We start from the raw sequence: 15131 nt of genomic DNA, 5'->3' as shown, positions 1-15131 counted from the left end.
TGGTGGCTTTCAAGCGCGCGAAGGACGAGCGCCGCGGACGGGTAGAACATCCGATAGCGCCAGCCGCCTTCGACGCCGCCATGTCCTTCGTGGACCATCCCGGGATGGATGACGCACAGGGAGCCTTCAGGCATCAACAGAGGAGAGGACCGGCCCGGGCGGAAGCGCTGGGCGCCTCGCTCGATGATTCCGATGGCATGGGCCTCATGGAAGTGAGCCGGGAAGGCGAAGTCCCGGTACTCCGCGTGCAGATACTCGACTGACTCCAGGGCGGGCTCCGTCCAGAACTTCACCTGGTTTTCAGTCGCACCCGTGGACGCCATGGGACCCCTCTTCAGCGGGAGGCCTCGATCCCCTTCAGGATGAGATCGATGCCGGCGAGGAACTCGGCGAGGTCGTCGTGCCCGGGCAGTTGGGCCGCGATTCTGCGGGTGAACGGATACTCGTTCGCGTCGAGCTCCTTCCACCGGGCAGACACCGTGTTGAGGAAATCCACGCGGTTCACGGACGGGTCGAACAGGCGGCCGTTCGCGGCGTTCTGGATGCTCACGCCAACGATGTAGCTCATCAGTGCCGACCCCGCCGTGAACCAGGCGCTGTCCGGAACCTTCATCGCCTGGAGCTGTCGTCCGATGCGTTCGAAGATGCGCAGCATCGGGGCCTCCCACGAAGCGTGGGAGAGCTGCGTCCCCACCCACGGATGCGCGTCGATGGTCTCGAACAGGCCGACGGCGAGCCCGCGAATCGACTCCCGCGGCGTAGCGGAGGCGGGGACAGTGGCCATCGCGCGGGCGATGACTGCGTCGGTGGCGGCGACGAGCAGCTCGTCCTTGTTCGCGATGTGCCAGTAGATGGCGCCAGCCCCCGTGGCCAGCCGCGTGGCCAGCGCCCGGAAGGTCAACCCGTCCTCTCCCTGCTCGTCGAGCAGCGTGATCGCCGCGTCGACGATCCGCTCGCGTGAGAGCGCGTCCTCACGCCGTTCCGCTCCGCGTCGTGCCTTGGCCATGGCCCCATCTTGACAGGATTGGAACGGCGTTCCACTGTGGTAAATGGAACGTCGTTCCATTGGCTGTCTTGAAAGGTTCCAGATGACCTCCATTGCCATCGTTGGCGCGGGCCTGGGCGGGCTGACGCTCGCTCGCGTCCTGCACGTCCACGGCATCGCCGCCACCGTCTACGAGGCCGATGCATCAGCCGATGCGCGCACGCAGGGCGGCATGCTCGACATCCATGACTACAACGGGCAGCTCGCGTTGAAGGAGGCCGGGCTGTTCGACGCGTTCCGCCGGATCATCCATGAAGGCGGCGAGGCGTCGCGGATCCTCGACCCGCGCGGCGTGGTCCTGCTCGACCAGCCCGACGACGGCGGCGGTATCCGCCCCGAGGTGCCTCGCGGTGAGCTGCGGCGCATCCTCCTCGATTCACTGCCCGAAGGCACCGTGCAGTGGGGACGCAAGCTCTCGTCCATCCGCCCGCTCGGCGACGGGCAGCACGCGCTGACGTTCGCGGACGGATTCAGCGCGACGGCGAGCCTCGTGGTCGGTGCGGACGGTGCCTGGTCGAAGGTCAGGCCGCTGCTGTCCGACGCGAAGCCCGAGTACGTCGGCACCTCGTTCATCGAGACCTACCTGCTCGACGCCGACGTACGCCACCCGGCCAGCGCGAAGATGGTCGGAGGCGGAGCCCTCTACGCGCTCGCGACCGGCAAGGCCATCCTCGCCCACCGCGAGCCCCACGGGACCCTGCACACCTACGTCGCGCTCACCCGGCCGCAGGAGTGGTTCGCGGGCATCGACTTCGCCGACCCGAAGGCGGTGAAGGCCCGGGTCGCGGCGGAGTTCGACGGCTGGGCGCCAGGGCTCACCGCGCTGATCACCGACGGTGAGACAGCCCCCGTCCTCCGGAAGATCCATGCGCTCCCGCCCGGACACCGGTGGAAGCGCGTGCCCGGGGTGACGCTGCTCGGAGACGCCGCGCACCTGAATCCGCCCGACGGTGAGGGCGCCAACCTGGCGATGTACGACGGCGCCGAGCTGGGCAAGGCCATTGCCGCGCACCGGGACGACCTTGAAGCCGCGCTCGCCGGATACGAGGCGGCGCTGTTCCTCCGGAGCGTGGATGCCTCCGCCGAGGCCGCGAAAATCCACGACCTCTGCTTCAACGACGCCAACGCACCGCAGGGGCTGATCCGCCTGCTGACCGGCGCGTCGGCCTGACCGGAAGCGTGACGCTACTCCGGGATGAAGGTGGGGAGCTCCTGCCCCTTCAGCCAGGCGTCCATCATCCCGTCATCGAGCAGCTTCCCGACGACGTGGTGGCGCGACACCATCGCGGGGGAGGTGAGCGCGTCCTCGCAGACGACCCTGGCGTCGCCCAGGTAGGACGCGTGACACATCCAAACCTTCGCGCTGTCGTTCCAGAGGAACCCGACGACGTAGAGCCCCGCGCTGGACGTGAGGCCCCGGGCTCCGTGTCGAGAGGGGCAAGGGCGACGAGCAGCAGGAGGGGAACCATGCGCCTGTGGACGCCTGGACCCGCGCGGCGGTTCCCTGGGCCTGCGTCACCCGGTGAAGACGCCCCAGCAGATGTCGTTCCGCGCACGCTGGTCTTCGAGGACGAACTCGCGGAGGTGGGTGGGGATGCGCTTGCGCTGCCACCCGAGCTCCTTCAGGCGAGCCCCTTCCGCGTCATCCCCGGAGACCGACGCGGCGGCGGCACGGAGGGCGTATGCCGCCGCGCCCAGGTAGTGCGCGGCGACGTGGGCGACGGCCACCGCCTGGCCTGCCGCGAGCGCCGCGAACTTCGCCGGGTCCGGCGCCCCACGCGCCGCGGCGTTGGCCACGAACGCGGTCTTGTGGGCGTCACGCATTGGCACCTCGCCCCGGATCCACGCCCGTCCCACGGCGATGGCGTCACGGGGGCGCGTGTCCCCAGGGCACGCCTTCTCGAAGAGGGGTAGGACGTGCTCCGCGCAGAGCGCGGCCCACTCCGCGAGCAGGTGGTGGTCCTCGTCCGTCAGGCTCCCGCCACGACGAAGGGTGATCAACCGGGGATCTCGCTCCTTGGGCAGGATCGGCATGGCGCGATTCTCGCCCGGCCTCCATCGTCGGCACGAGGGGATTGCTGATGGAAGGGACGACATCCCGCGGACGCGCTGCTGACAGCCCGGTACGTCTTCGAGAGGGACCCCATCTCCGCCTACATCCAGTCGGCGCTCTGCTCCTGCGCGAGGAGGATCAGCTTGGCCCGGCTGGGCACGGCCAGCTTGACGAAGACCCGCTTCAAATGCGTCTTCAACGTGTTCAGCGAACTCCCCATGTCCTCGGCGATGGTCTGGTTGTCCCAGCCATTCAAGACGCGCTCCACCACGTCCAGCTCGCGCCGGGTGAGCCGCGTGCGCCACTCGGTGGGAACCTGGACGGAGTGGGATACCTCCTGGAACAACAGCGCCCAGGACGTCCTCCCGGAATGGGCCGGCAACGGAAGGAAGGTCACCTTCAGGCTCCGCCCCGGCCGCCGGAACGTCAGGATGTCCTGTCCGGAGATCATCCGCTGGCTGGAGCGGCTCATCCGCTCCAGCGCCGCCAGCAGGACGTCTGGCAGACCGAAACGGCCACACGGCGCCTCGGAGAACCAGCGATGGAGCAGCGCCGTGGCGCGAGGCGTGCGCATCAGTTCAGCGTTGGGAGGACTCAGCACGACGCTCTCAAAGCCTGTGTGCCGGAACAGCTGGTCCAGGAGGTCTCCCTGCTGGTTCAGGTCTCCCAGCAGGAGACAGTTGCGAACCGTCCGGGCCAGGCTGGGCGTCAGGCGCTGGAGGAAGGCCCGCTGCTGCTCGGAGAAGGCCTTCCGGTTGTCCCGGTACAGGGTGAAGCCACTGTGCCAGCCAAGGCCCATGTCCAGCGCCACGGACATGACGCGCTCCACCCGCATGTTCATCTCCAGGCAGATCGAATACATGGCGCTGTTGTGCATCTCCTGGCGAGACAGCATCTCGGAGTCCCGCAGGACGGTGTTGGGCTGCTGGATGACCGAGGCGCTCACGAAACACTCGTCTGAAATCTCCGGGTAGCGGTCAAAGAAGACCTGGGGCATGTCCTGGATCATGGGCCAGTCGTATTGGCCGGGCTCACCGGGCCTGGACACGCAAAGCGCACCAAAGTCCGCGGCCAGCACGCGCGACAGGATCCCGTGGGCCTCCGAGAAGACCTCCCGCAGGTCGAGCGAGCTGGTCAGCGCGGTCATGACCTCCAGGAGCACCCGCTCACGCTGAATGGAATCCAAAGGGCCTTTCACGCGTATGGCCTTTCTCCACGTCTGGACCTGGTCGTGGGCACGAACCCCGGGATGACTTTATCACGCGCGGCGGTGTCACCCCTATGGGTGATGCCCGCCCCAGACAGGCTCCCGTACGTTTCTCAAGCCGGTGCTCACGGCGACGGCCTCGCTGTATGCCAAGGAGAGAGACAATGCGGAATCAAATGTTTGTATGTGTTCTGGCGGTGGGTGTGTTCCTGGCCGGAACGGCGGAAGCCCTTCCTGCAGGCTGGTACACGAAAGAGACGGGCGACAAGGTCGTCCTCTACGACCAGGCCCACGAGGCTGTCTGGGCTGGCTACTTCGACGCGGAGGGCAACTGGCACGAGACGACCTACTCGCCCAAGGGCAGCGGCTCGGGCGACCAGGGCGAAACGATGGGCGGCATCAAGACCACGGCGGATTCCGTCCTGGTGGAGATCGCGAAGCCGGTGGCGGGGATCGTCGTCATCAACGCGTCGACGCAGGACGTCGTCTTCGAGCTGCGTGGCCATCTGGAGGCTGGGGCGACCGTCAAGATTCCCGCGAACAAGCTCGGCGACACCGTGCAGTTGGTGGCCACGGTCGACGACAAGGGGGCGACGCTCGACCTGGCGTTCTTCAAACGGATGGGCATCTGCACCGGCAAGTCCTCCTGGATCAGCCGCTGAACACGCGGAGCCCCACCGCACAGGCTCCTGCCCCGGGCCGGGCCGTTGACTCCGCCCGCTGCGCGGTCCCGCTCACGCGTTGACGGTCGTGCGCAACGCCGCGAGGAATTGCCGCACGACCGGCGAGTCCGCCTGGCCGTCGTAGACGAACTCGACGTCGAAGCGGCTGGCGAGCTCGTCGAGCGCGACCAGCCGCACCGTGCGCGGGCACATCGGTGCGGTGCTCTCCGGCACGAAGGCGTAACCCATCCCGGCCGCGACGAGCCCGATGAGCGTCGGGATGTCACTGCCCACCTGCGCGATGCGCGGCGTGAAGCCGGCCTGCCGGCACTGCTCCAGCAGGAACCGGTGCTGAGCGGCGGACCGCAGTGGGTCGAACCAGATGAACGGCGCGTCCGCGAGCTCGGCCAGTTGACGGGGCGCGCGGACGCGCTGGCCCGGCGTGGACCGCATCGCGAGGACGAACCGGTCGCGCAGCAACCGCATCCCTGACAGCCGCGGCGCCACCTCCTGCCGCCACGCCATGATGCCGCCATCGAGCTCGCCCCGCGCGAGCGCGGCCCCCTGTTCGGACGACAGCATGGGAGAGATCGACAGCATGACGTCCGGGCAGGTGTGCCGGAAGGCCTTGAGCACGTCCGACACCAGGGGCAACGGGAAGTAGTTCGGCAGCACACCCAGGCGCAGCTCGCCAAGCTGGCCGGCCGCGCTGCGCAGCGCACGGTCGCGGCTGCCTTGCAGCTCGGAGAGCATGCGGGTGGCGTCCCGCAGGAAGCTCGCGCCGGCCGCGGTGAGCGCGACGCCCGTCGAGCGGCGGAGCAACAGCGGAGTGCCGATCGCCTCCTCCAGCTCGCGGATCTGCCGGGAAAGCGCGGGCTGCACGATCCCGACCGCGCGGGCGCCGGCCACCATGCTGCCGGCCTGGGCGACCGCCACGAAGTAGCGCAGATGGCGCAGTTCGACCTGTCTCATGGGTATACCTGGAAGGCATGGCCTGATGCCTCGAAGGGTATTGGGAAGTATGGGTGGAACGCCGTAGGTTGGCCAGCGTCGTGACCCCAGTCCGCGCGCCGCGGACGTCTGGTCACACCTCGCCCCATGCCCCTCCATCTCCAGACTCCCTATGTCCGTTCACCCGCGGCGTCCCGCCGGCTGAGCAAGCATGTCCTGCTCAAGCTCGATGCGCTGCAGCCGTCCGGCTCGTTCAAGCTGCGCGGCGTCGGTGCGGTGTGCGAGGCGCGGCTCGCGGCAGGCGCCCGCCGCTTCGTGTCGTCATCGGGCGGCAACGCGGGCATCGCGGTCGCCTATGCGGGGCGCGAGCTCGGCGTGCCCGTGCTTGTCGTGGTCCCGGAGAGCACGTCCGCGCGCGCCCGCGACCTGATCCGCCTCGAAGGCGCGGAGTTGATCGTCCACGGTGCGTCATGGGCGGAGGCGAACACGTTGGCCCAATCCGTGCTCGGCTCGGACGACGCGTTCGTGCACCCCTTCGACGAACCCCTGCTGTGGCGGGGCCACTCAACGATGGTCGACGAGATGGCGGCGGCCGGGCCCAAGCCCGGCGCGGTCGTGCTGGCGGTGGGCGGCGGCGGGCTGCTGTGTGGCGTGCTGGAAGGGATGGCGCGCAATGGCTGGGGCGATGTGCCGGTCGTCGCGGTCGAGACCCAGGGTGCTGACTGCTATGCGCGCTCGGTCGCGCAGGGGCGGCCCCATGAGCTGCCAGCGATCTCGAGCATCGCCACGTCGCTCGGCGCGAAGCGGCCTTGCGACGCGGCGATGGCGTGGGTGCCACGCCATGAGATCGAGAACCTCGTCGTGTCCGATGCGGCGGCGGTGGCGGCCTCCCTGCGGTTCCTCGATGAGCACCGGATCCTGGTGGAGCCCGCGTGCGGGGCCGCGCTGGCGGCGCTCGACGCGGAGTCCCCGGCGCTTGCCGCCGCGTCAAGCATCGCGGTGATTGTCTGTGGTGGCGTCACGGCCACGGTAGAGTCTCTGCAGGCATTGAGCCGCAGGGACCGGGGGCCTGGAGGAGCCTGACGCGTGCACGAGTACGATTTGATCGCGGACTGGTATGCCGCCCACCGCGCGGGCCCCATGGGCGTCCCGGAAGTGACGGCGCTCGCGGCTTCACTGCCCGCAGGCGCCTCGGTGCTGGACGTTGGCTGTGGCACGGGGCTGCCGCTGACGCGGGTGCTGGTGGAGCACGGCTGTCAGGTGATGGCCGTGGACAGCTCCCGGGAGTTGCTGGCGCGCTTCCAGGTGAACTTCCCCCACGTGCCGGTGCGCTGTGCGCCCATCGAGTCCTGCGAGCTGCCGGAGCGGGCGTTCGACGCCGCGATCGCTTGGGGCGTCCTGTTCCACCTGCGCCACGAAGCGCAGGCACACGCCATCGCAAACATCGCGAGGGCCCTGAAGCCTGGCGCCGCGTTCCTGTTCACCTCGGGCGACGCCCACGGCTCCATGGACGGCACGCCGATGGACGGCGTGCCGTTCCGTTATCACTCATACAGCGTCGACGGGTATCGCGACCTGCTGCGCGCGCACGGGCTGTCGTTGGAAGAGACCCATACGGACCCGGGCGGGAACGTCTATTACCTGTCGCGCACGCCCGGCTAATCCTGGAGGACCCGGAGCTCCTTGCCGCTCCCGCGCGCCGGATCTCCGAACGTGGCGTCCGAGGCGGTGACGGTCCCCGTCAAGCCTCCGACCACGTTCCAGCTCGTGCCGATGCCGAACGCCACCGTCACCGGCTCGGTCCCCAGGTTCGTCGTCGATCCCTCGCCGCAGACCCGGGTGAAGGACTGCGGCACGTTGTACGCCTTGCGGTTGGGGTAGCCGACCTGCCGGTAGTAGCCCAGGTTCGCCCCACCGGATTGAGGATCGCCGAAGGTCGCGGTGTTGAATGTGATGGCGCCCGTCACCCCCGGGATGAAGCGGAAGTGGCCGTTCGCCCCGTAGGCCACGTCGCAGGGCCCCGGCAGGTTGAAGGTGGCGCCATCCGGGACGCCGGTGTTGAAGGTGGTGATGTCGTAGCCACCGGGCAGGTCCTTGGGCACGTTCTTGGGCGTCAACTGGAGCGGCCCCTGGTCCCAGCCCGTGACGACGAACATGAAGCGCGTGGGCAGCGACTGCTCGTAGAGCAGCAGGTTGTCCGCCGACGTGGTGCCGGCGAGCATGTCCAGGTTCGGCTGCTCCGTCGGAGAGGTGAACTCCCCCTGGGCCTTGGCGTTGCTGAGCGCCTGGAGGTACCAGTCACGCGCGATGGCCGGGAAGTACTGTAGCTCGAGCGCCCAGAGGTACGCCTCCTTGAGGATGTACAGCCGGGCGGACAGCGATTGCGTGGGCGCCAGCGTGTTCAGGTAGGTGTAGACGCCGACGCCGCTCGAGCTGTTGCTCGTGGTGTCGCGCTTGTACGAAAACGAGAAGTCGAACGTCCCGCCCAGGTAGGTCTCTCCGCTGGCGGCGATGCCCATCTGGTCCGCGTTGCCGATCTCCGACGTCTGGACGAAGCCCGCGTAGATGTTGACGTCCAGGTGGACGCCGAAGCCGGTGGTCTGCCCGCTCGACACCCGGTACTGCCCGTCGCACACCGAGCCGCCGCTCATGGCGAACTTGAGGTACTTCTGGCCGTTGATGTTGGTCTCGGTGCCGTACTTCTCCACGACCGCGGCGACGTAGTTGTTGCCCGTGTAGAAGGTGCTGAGGTCGGTCCCGTCCGGCGCCGTGAAGATCTGCTGGATCTGCGCCGGCGTCTTGCCGGAGGCCGCCAGCCGGTTCACGCACTCCGTATACAGGCTGAACATCCGGGCGTTGATGGCTGCCTCGGTGTACGAGTCGACCACGCCGGGCGTGCACGCGTAGCTGAAGAAGTCGCCCGCCGCGGTCTCGTCCGCGTCCTCCGAGGCGACGGGCCAGTGGGCCACGACCAGCGGCGCCGGGCTGAACGCGGTGTCCTGGTTGAAGGCGAGGTTCGTCGCCGTGCCGTACTGCGAGCGCAGCCAGAACAGCGAGCGCCCGAAATAGCACCCGTAGGGACGCACGAGGTACGCGGACGCGTCGTCGAGCGGGTAGTACGGGTGCCGGTAGGCCTTCGTCTGCACCTTGATGCTCTGGGCCGTGAACTTCCCGTCCTGCCACGCGAGGTGCCCCGAGCCGCCCGCCTTGGCGGTGATGCCCCAGCTCACGCCCGCCTTGTAGCCCTCGAAGGCGCCCGCGGCGACCGTCTCCTTCGAGGAGTACTGGATGCCCAGGCTCGCGGAGACGTTGATGTCATTCAGGATCACGTCCTCCTGGGTCGTGTTCATCTCGTAATCGAACATGTTCCAGTCCGCCATGCCGTCGGGGCTGGCGTTGCCCCAGACCTCCGGCGCCGGGATGGGCATGGGGAAGGGGTCGCAGATGGTGGTGATCAGGCGCTTGCCGCTGTTCTCCTGCTTCGGCGGGTGGAGGGCGCTCTGCAGCTTGAAGTCGCCATACTTCAAGGAGGACATCTGGATGGGCGAGCCCACCGAGTACTCGCTGCGGACCCAGGCCATCCCCAGGATGATGGGGAGGGTGGAGGTGTCCTGGCCCGTCGATTCAGGGACGGAGCCGACCGAGAAGCACATCGACAGGGGGCCTTCGGTGTCCTCGGTCACCTGCGTGAAGACCTTGCCGTACTCCTTCCAGATGGGCGCGGCCGACGTATCAATCTGGCGCAGCGGCCGGATGTCTTGAATCACGGCGAGGGAGATCGCGTTGGAGTTGCTGCTGTTGGTGGTGTTGCTGTCCGCGAACAGGGCAACGAGCCGTCCGGCGGGATCCAGCGCCAGCCCCGTGCCCCGGGCCTTGCGGCTCCGGGTCGAGTTGGCCCAGGAGAGGAGCATGGGCGCCGGCGCGGAGCTGGGCCTGGCGTGGCAGGCGGAGTCCAACGTCCAGGAGAAGGTGGTCGTGGTGCCATGGGCTTCATCCCACAGCGCTGCGATGACGCAGTTGACGGGAGTGCTGGTGGGGGTGGCGCCCGGCTGGGTGACGAGGATGGTGCGGACGTCGAGCTGCGAGACGGTCGAGGACGACTGCGTGGGACTGGTCGCGGGGGCCGCCACGGTCCAGGACGGAATCTGGGAGCCCCATTCATTGGTGAGGGGGTTGTAATCATCCGTGTCCAGGATGATGTGGCAGACCTGCAGCGCGTTGTGCGAGGAATCCCAGGCGAGGTAGTTGAGGAGGATCTCTGTCTCGCCCTTGCCGGTGCAGGCCGACACGCCGTGGGAGAGGATCTTCACGGGGGACCTGCTGCCCCCCGTCGCCGCCGGCGGCAGTGAGACCTGGCACCAGTCCGTCGTGGAGCGCGTGGAGCCGGGGGCGACCCGGACCGCGCACAGGAGGTTGTTCGTGTTGTCGATCCAGAAGACGTAGATGAAGCCGCGGAGCGAGACCACGCCGATGCGCTTCTGCGTCAGGAAGGTGAGGGAGGACTGCGTGGAGTCCGGCTCGATGGTGAACTGGGTCCAGGGATCCAGCCGCTTCGGGTTCCCCTGGGGACGGCTCAGGTAGGCGACGGTGGAGGCGCTGACGTAGCCCTGGAGCTTCTGGTCATCATCGACGCCGACCATGACCAGCGAGGAGCCGGTCTGGATGAGGCGGAACTCTCCCGTGTCACCATTGACGTCGAGTGGCTCGGCGACGGGGATGCTGATGACTTCAGTGGTGGGGGGCGGAGTCGGGGGAGGGGTCGAGCTGGGCACGGAGGTTCCGTTCTGGCGCGAGAGCAGCGTGGAGGGGGACTCCACGGATGCACTAGCAATCGCGGGGCCGTTGATGGCGGCGTCGCCATCCCAGGGAACAGCCGGAGCCTTCCTGCTCGGAGTCGCTGCATCCGCGTCCAGCGTGGACGCGAATGCGTTCCTCCCGGTGCGAGATGTTTCACGTGGCGAGACATGAAACATACCGCCGGGTATGTCTTTAATTCCGCCCGGCGAGGCGGTTCAAGGTGTCCAGGTCCTCCTCGCTCAAGGAGAGCGAGGCACTGGCGAGGTTCTCCTGGAGGTGGGTGAGCGACGACGTGCCCGGGATGGGGAGCACGTTGGGGGACCGGTGCAGGAGCCAGGCGAGCGCGACCTGCATCGGGGTCGCCCCCAGCCGCGTGGCCACGTCGTTCAGCGCGCTCGACTGCAGCGGCGTGAACCCACCCAGCGGGTAGAACGGCACGTAGGCCGTGCCCCAGGCGGCGAGCTGCTCGATGAGGGCGTCATCACTCCGATGCGTCAGGTTGTAGTGGTTCTGCACGCAGACGATTTCAGCGATCTTGCGGCCCTCGGCGACCTGGGCCGGTGTGACGTTGCTCAAGCCGAGGTGGCGGATGAGCCCGCGCCGCTGGAGCTCCGCGAGCGCGGTGAGCGGCGCCTCGATGGAGCCCTCCACCGGGCCTGCGGCGCTGAACATCGCGCGGAAGTTCACGACGTCGAGCACGTCGAGCCCGAGGTTGCGCAGGTTGTCGTGGACCGAGCGCTCGAGGTCCGTGGGGGAGGACGCAGGCTCCCACGAGCCGTTGGGGCCGCGCACCGCGCCGACCTTGGTGGCGATGACCAGACCGTCGCGATACGGGTGCAGCGCCTCACGGATGAGCTGGTTGGTCACGTGGGGGCCATAGATGTCACTGGTGTCGAGATGGTCCACGCCCCGGGCGATGGCCTCCTTCAGCACCGCGATCGCCGCCTCGCGGTCCCTGGGCGGGCCGAAGACGCCGGGGCCGGCGAGCTGCATCGCGCCGTAACCCACGCGGCGGACGGTGTGCGTGCCAATGCGATAGCTGTCTGGGCTGCCATGGTGGGCCACGGTGACGCTCCTGCGTTGATTGAGATTGCTCCCTCTCTTTATGGAAGGAATCACTGCGCGACTACCGGTGGCAATCCGCACAGGTCGTGCGAAAATCCGCGCAGTGATGGATGACCTCTCTGATCTCACCGCGTTCTTGACGGTCGCTCGCGAGGGCGGATTCCGCAGCGCTGCTCGCGCGTCGGGCACGAGCGCCTCCCGGTTGGGGGATGCGATCCGCCGCCTCGAGGCCCGCCTGGGCGTCCGCCTGCTTCACCGGAACACGCGCAGCGTGACGCCGACGGACGCGGGGGCGCGCCTGCTGGAAAGACTCACACCGGCCTTGGGGGAGGTGCGGTCCGCGCTGGACGTGGTGAACACGTTCCGTGACCGGCCCGCGGGGCGCTTGAGGCTCAACGTGCCGATCGCCGCCGCGCGCCTCATCCTGCCTCGCATCGTGCAGCCGTTCCTCGCGAAGTACCCCGACATCTCCCTGGAGGTGACCGCCGAAGAGCGCCTCATCGACGTGGTCGCGGAAGGCTATGACGCCGGAATCCGTTACGAGGAGCGCCTCGAGCAGGACATGGTGGCGGTGCCCATCGGGCCCCGCACGCAGCGTTTCGCGGCGGCCGCGTCGCCCGCATACCTGGAGCGGCGGGGCCGGCCGAAGCATCCGCGCGACTTGCTCGAACACGACTGCCTGCGCGGGCGCTTGCTGAGCGGACCGGTGCATGCGTGGGAGTTTGAACGTCGTGGAGAGACGCTCCACGTCGAGCCCAAGGGGCCGCTGCTCTTCAGCCTCAACACGTGCACCGACCTCGCCGTGGAGGCCGCGGTCGCGGGCGGTGGAATCGTCTACCTGCTGGAGGACTGGCTGCGCCCCTACCTCGACAGGGGAGAACTGGAGCCCGTGCTCGAGCGGTGGTGGCCGAGCTTCTCGGGGCCCTTCCTCTACTATTCGGGCCGGAAGCACCTGCCGGTGCCGCTGCGCACGTTCATCGACTACATCAAGTCGATAGGAGGTCAGTGATGGAGCCGTCCCCTGAAGAGTTCATGCGTGAGGCCATCGCCCTGGCCCGCGCCAACGTCCAGTCGGGTGGCCGTCCGTTCGGGGCCGTGCTCGTGCGCGACGGCCAGGTGCTCGCGCGCGCGGTCAACGAAGTCATCCAGACGAACGACCCCACCGCCCACGCCGAGCTTCTGGCCATTCGCCAGGCGAGCCAGGGCCTGGGGAGCGCCAGCCTGAAAGGCTGCGTCATCTACGCCAGCGGTCATCCCTGTCCGATGTGTCTGGCCGCCATGCACCTGTGCGGTATCCAGGGCGCCTTCTTCGCCTACTCCAACGAGGAGGGCGAAGCCTTTGGGCTCTCCACGGCGCCCATCTACGCTCAGTTGGCGCGCGGGCCCCAAGGCCAATCCCTGCCATTGAGGCCACTGCGCCCGGCGGGCGAGCAGGGCCTGTACGACGCGTGGAAACGCCAGCAGCCTGACCGGTAAGCAGGTGCACCGTGGGGCCGGGTGGGCCCCACGGCGCGCCCGCGCTACTGCAAGGCTCCCTGCTGCTTGCGGCGGCGCAGGAGGCCCAGGCCGAGGGCGATGACCATCCAGCCCGTGGCGGAGCCGGGCGCCGCCGTGCACCCTTCGCTTTCGGGGGGCAGCTCGGTGGAGGGGAGGCTGACCGTGAAGGATGCCGGGGCGGAGGCCGCGCTGGTGTTGCCCGAGGCGCCCACCGCGGTGACGACCACCGTGTGACGTCCCGGCGCGAGGGGCGCCGTGAGCTCGAAGCTCCAGTTGCCGCTGCCGTCCGCCTGGGTGCTTCCAACGACGGCCCCATCAATGGACACGTGCACCGTGCTGAAGGGCTCGGCCGCGCCGGAGATGACGGGCGTCTGGGTCTTCACCACGGCGCCCGGGGCCGGGGTCCCCACCACGGGGGCGTCAGGCGCTATCGAGTCCACGGAGAAGGTGTGGGTCGGGTACTCCGGGCTGCGATTGCCGGCCGCATCCGTCGCGTAGGCCGTGACGGAGTGGAGCCCCTGGGCCAACGGGGTTTCCAGGGGGAAGTCCCAGCGACCGCCGTTGTCGGTCGGCGTGGTCCCCACCAGCACTCCATCCACGAAGAGGGTCACCGTGCTGCCGGACTCGGCGTTGCCGGAAACAGTGGGCGTCGGGGTCCTCTGGGCCTGGCCAGGCTCAGTGTCCAGGTGTTCGCCCGCGGGTCATGGACCTCCACGCTGGTCGTGGCGCCCTGGCCGTCCCCTCCGCCCACGACGAGCACCTTGCCCGAAGGCAGCAGGGTCGCCGTGTGATTGGACCGGGCCTGGTTCAGGTTGCCGCTGACGTAGGGCCTGTCACCCGTCGCGGAGTCGTGGTGCTCCACCGCGCTGACGACGCGGCCGGAGGTGCCGCGGCCTCCGACGATGATCAGCTTGCCGGAGGGAAGCAGGGTCACCGTGTGATGGGAGCGCGCCTTGTTCAGGGTGAGCAGTGGCCCCCACACGCCCGTCGCGGCGTCAAACACCTCCAGGCTGCCAAGCGCGTTGCCATTGACGTCAGCCCCACCCGTGACCAGCACCTTGCCCGTGGGGAGCAGGGTCGCCGTGTGCTGGGCGCGGGCCACCGCCATGGCGCGGGTGGACCTGGAGTTTCCCGTCAGGCGTTGTGCGGTCGCGACCGACCGCGCCGGGGGGCGTTCTTTCGACACCGGCTCGGAGCGAGGGGCAGCGGGACTGCAGCGGATCCACAGGGCGGCCAGCAACAGCGGCCAGGACCTGATTCCAACAAAGTGAGACAAGCGAAAGCCACTGTCGCGCGACATGTTGAATGCTCCAGGAGGGGCGGGGCGAAGGCGGATGTTCGCGATTGTGAACGATGAACGGCAAAATGCTTGGGCTTGAGCGCCGGGAAGAGCGAAACGTCCATTCCGTCTGGGATGTATTGCTAATGAGGCCCAGTGACTTCCCACGCGCTGTATGCTTCTCAAGGCTCGGTATCCAAGAATATCGAGCCTTCCCATGAAGGTGCCCATGTCCCTCTTCCGTCAGTTGTTCGCCGCGACCCTCCTCGCCGCCTCCGTGGCCTCCGCTGAAGCCCCGAACGCGAGCTACGAGGCGTCCTCCAGCCAGGCCATGCCTGGCCCCCTCTGTCATGAGAGCATTTGCGAGACGGACCAGGACTGCTGGAACGCCTGCTCCAGTGCTCGCACCGCGACCTGCGTCCAGAACACCTGCGAGTTCACCTACACAGGCGGAGGTGGAGGGGGTGGCGGTCCGCTCTGCTTGGAGCAGATCTGCACCGAGCACTGGGAGTGCAACTGCAACGGCATCCCGGGCTACTGCGGCTCGGACTGGACCTGCCACTTCTGACGCCCAA

General features: G+C 68.4%; 17 protein-coding genes. 8 read left to right on the top strand and 9 right to left on the bottom strand.

Annotated features, from left to right (window positions below; all coding sequences use genetic code 11):
- Positions 1–2: 2 nt before the first annotated feature.
- Complete coding sequence (locus JYJ93_RS40355; RefSeq protein ID WP_242544022.1) at positions 3–263, top strand: hypothetical protein; 261 nt, start codon at positions 3–5, stop codon at positions 261–263.
- A 71-nt stretch (positions 264–334) separates the two neighbouring features.
- On the opposite strand, the gene JYJ93_RS33820 is transcribed toward JYJ93_RS40355, so the two are convergent.
- On the bottom strand, positions 335–1006 hold the full coding sequence (locus JYJ93_RS33820) for a TetR/AcrR family transcriptional regulator (protein WP_206798649.1): 672 nt from the start codon (positions 1004–1006) through the stop codon (positions 335–337).
- Between the two features lie 82 nt (positions 1007–1088).
- Between JYJ93_RS33820 and JYJ93_RS33815 the strand changes: the two genes are divergently transcribed.
- The gene (locus JYJ93_RS33815; protein WP_206798648.1) at positions 1089–2216 is read left to right on the top strand and encodes an NAD(P)/FAD-dependent oxidoreductase; all 1128 of its coding nucleotides are present in this window, start codon (positions 1089–1091) and stop codon (positions 2214–2216) included.
- 14 nt (positions 2217–2230) lie between these two features.
- On the opposite strand, the gene JYJ93_RS33810 is transcribed toward JYJ93_RS33815, so the two are convergent.
- The 3 genes from JYJ93_RS33810 to JYJ93_RS33800 form a co-directional block, all read right to left on the bottom strand.
- Positions 2231–2395, bottom strand: a complete 165-nt coding sequence (locus JYJ93_RS33810; RefSeq protein WP_242544021.1) for a hypothetical protein — start codon at positions 2393–2395, stop codon at positions 2231–2233.
- Positions 2396–2560: 165 nt separating this feature from the next.
- Entirely contained in the window at positions 2561–3079 is a 519-nt protein-coding gene (locus tag JYJ93_RS33805) for a putative immunity protein (RefSeq protein WP_206798647.1), read from the bottom strand.
- A 119-nt stretch (positions 3080–3198) separates the two neighbouring features.
- Complete coding sequence (locus JYJ93_RS33800) at positions 3199–4245, bottom strand: helix-turn-helix transcriptional regulator (RefSeq protein WP_242544020.1); 1047 nt, start codon at positions 4243–4245, stop codon at positions 3199–3201.
- Between the two features lie 236 nt (positions 4246–4481).
- Between JYJ93_RS33800 and JYJ93_RS33795 the strand changes: the two genes are divergently transcribed.
- Positions 4482–4967 (top strand): hypothetical protein, encoded by a 486-nt coding sequence (locus tag JYJ93_RS33795; protein ID WP_206798646.1) that lies wholly within the window; start codon positions 4482–4484, stop codon positions 4965–4967.
- Between the two features lie 72 nt (positions 4968–5039).
- On the opposite strand, the gene JYJ93_RS33790 is transcribed toward JYJ93_RS33795, so the two are convergent.
- A complete protein-coding gene (locus JYJ93_RS33790; protein ID WP_206798645.1) occupies positions 5040–5939 on the bottom strand; it encodes a LysR family transcriptional regulator in 900 nt (299 codons plus the stop codon).
- A gap of 126 nt (positions 5940–6065) precedes the next feature.
- On the opposite strand from JYJ93_RS33790, the gene JYJ93_RS33785 reads away from it, so the two are divergent.
- Both JYJ93_RS33785 and JYJ93_RS33780 read left to right on the top strand, forming a co-directional pair.
- Positions 6066–7001 carry a pyridoxal-phosphate dependent enzyme gene (locus tag JYJ93_RS33785; protein ID WP_206798644.1) on the top strand — a complete coding sequence of 312 codons (936 nt, stop codon included), beginning with the start codon at positions 6066–6068 and terminating at the stop codon, positions 6999–7001.
- A 3-nt stretch (positions 7002–7004) separates the two neighbouring features.
- Positions 7005–7580 (top strand): class I SAM-dependent methyltransferase, encoded by a 576-nt coding sequence (locus tag JYJ93_RS33780; RefSeq protein ID WP_206798643.1) that lies wholly within the window; start codon positions 7005–7007, stop codon positions 7578–7580.
- On the opposite strand, the gene JYJ93_RS33775 is transcribed toward JYJ93_RS33780, so the two are convergent.
- Together JYJ93_RS33775 and JYJ93_RS33770 are read right to left on the bottom strand one after the other, a co-directional pair.
- Positions 7577–10690 carry a hypothetical protein gene (locus tag JYJ93_RS33775; RefSeq protein ID WP_206798642.1) on the bottom strand — a complete coding sequence of 1038 codons (3114 nt, stop codon included), beginning with the start codon at positions 10688–10690 and terminating at the stop codon, positions 7577–7579. The genes JYJ93_RS33780 and JYJ93_RS33775 overlap by 4 nt on opposite strands.
- Before the next feature lie 217 nt (positions 10691–10907).
- Positions 10908–11780 carry an aldo/keto reductase family oxidoreductase gene (locus JYJ93_RS33770; RefSeq protein ID WP_206798641.1) on the bottom strand — a complete coding sequence of 291 codons (873 nt, stop codon included), beginning with the start codon at positions 11778–11780 and terminating at the stop codon, positions 10908–10910.
- 106 nt (positions 11781–11886) lie between these two features.
- Between JYJ93_RS33770 and JYJ93_RS33765 the strand changes: the two genes are divergently transcribed.
- Positions 11887–12789, top strand: coding sequence for a LysR family transcriptional regulator (locus JYJ93_RS33765; protein ID WP_206798640.1), 903 nt, complete (start codon positions 11887–11889; stop codon positions 12787–12789).
- Positions 12789–13256 carry a nucleoside deaminase gene (locus tag JYJ93_RS33760; protein WP_206798639.1) on the top strand — a complete coding sequence of 156 codons (468 nt, stop codon included), beginning with the start codon at positions 12789–12791 and terminating at the stop codon, positions 13254–13256. Before JYJ93_RS33765 ends, JYJ93_RS33760 begins: the two co-directional genes overlap by 1 nt.
- 44 nt (positions 13257–13300) lie before the next feature.
- Here the strand turns inward: JYJ93_RS33760 and JYJ93_RS33755 are convergent, their stop codons facing one another.
- Together JYJ93_RS33755 and JYJ93_RS33750 are read right to left on the bottom strand one after the other, a co-directional pair.
- Positions 13301–13888: an Ig-like domain-containing protein gene (locus JYJ93_RS33755; protein WP_206798638.1), complete on the bottom strand. Its 588-nt coding sequence runs from the start codon at positions 13886–13888 to the stop codon at positions 13301–13303.
- Complete coding sequence (locus JYJ93_RS33750) at positions 13885–14385, bottom strand: kelch repeat-containing protein (RefSeq protein WP_206798637.1); 501 nt, start codon at positions 14383–14385, stop codon at positions 13885–13887. Before JYJ93_RS33750 ends, JYJ93_RS33755 begins: the two co-directional genes overlap by 4 nt.
- Positions 14386–14785: 400 nt before the next feature.
- Between JYJ93_RS33750 and JYJ93_RS33745 the strand changes: the two genes are divergently transcribed.
- Positions 14786–15124, top strand: a complete 339-nt coding sequence (locus JYJ93_RS33745; RefSeq protein WP_206798636.1) for a hypothetical protein — start codon at positions 14786–14788, stop codon at positions 15122–15124.
- The last annotated feature ends 7 nt before the right edge of the window (positions 15125–15131 follow it).

The sequence above is a fragment of the Corallococcus sp. NCSPR001 genome (assembly GCF_017309135.1).
Taxonomy (GTDB): Bacteria; Myxococcota; Myxococcia; order Myxococcales; family Myxococcaceae; genus Corallococcus.
Note: the sequence above shows the minus strand (reverse complement) of the source record. Positions and strands in the feature narration are given on the sequence as shown.

Excerpts from the sequence above, each read along its gene's own strand:
- JYJ93_RS33750 (WP_206798637.1), bottom strand. The coding sequence starts at position 14,385 with ATGGCGGTGGCCCGCGCCCAGCACACGGCGACCCTGCTCCCCACGGGC.
- JYJ93_RS33810 (WP_242544021.1), bottom strand. The coding sequence starts at position 2,395 with ATGTGTCACGCGTCCTACCTGGGCGACGCCAGGGTCGTCTGCGAGGAC.
- JYJ93_RS33815 (WP_206798648.1), top strand. The coding sequence starts at position 1,089 with ATGACCTCCATTGCCATCGTTGGCGCGGGCCTGGGCGGGCTGACGCTC.
- JYJ93_RS33745 (WP_206798636.1), top strand. The coding sequence starts at position 14,786 with ATGTCCCTCTTCCGTCAGTTGTTCGCCGCGACCCTCCTCGCCGCCTCC.
- JYJ93_RS33785 (WP_206798644.1), top strand. The coding sequence starts at position 6,066 with ATGCCCCTCCATCTCCAGACTCCCTATGTCCGTTCACCCGCGGCGTCC.
- JYJ93_RS33820 (WP_206798649.1), bottom strand. The coding sequence starts at position 1,006 with ATGGCCAAGGCACGACGCGGAGCGGAACGGCGTGAGGACGCGCTCTCA.
- JYJ93_RS33795 (WP_206798646.1), top strand. The coding sequence starts at position 4,482 with ATGTTTGTATGTGTTCTGGCGGTGGGTGTGTTCCTGGCCGGAACGGCG.
- JYJ93_RS33805 (WP_206798647.1), bottom strand. The coding sequence starts at position 3,079 with ATGCCGATCCTGCCCAAGGAGCGAGATCCCCGGTTGATCACCCTTCGT.
- JYJ93_RS33765 (WP_206798640.1), top strand. The coding sequence starts at position 11,887 with ATGGATGACCTCTCTGATCTCACCGCGTTCTTGACGGTCGCTCGCGAG.
- JYJ93_RS33790 (WP_206798645.1), bottom strand. The coding sequence starts at position 5,939 with ATGAGACAGGTCGAACTGCGCCATCTGCGCTACTTCGTGGCGGTCGCC.
- JYJ93_RS33800 (WP_242544020.1), bottom strand. The coding sequence starts at position 4,245 with ATGACCGCGCTGACCAGCTCGCTCGACCTGCGGGAGGTCTTCTCGGAG.
- JYJ93_RS33760 (WP_206798639.1), top strand. The coding sequence starts at position 12,789 with ATGGAGCCGTCCCCTGAAGAGTTCATGCGTGAGGCCATCGCCCTGGCC.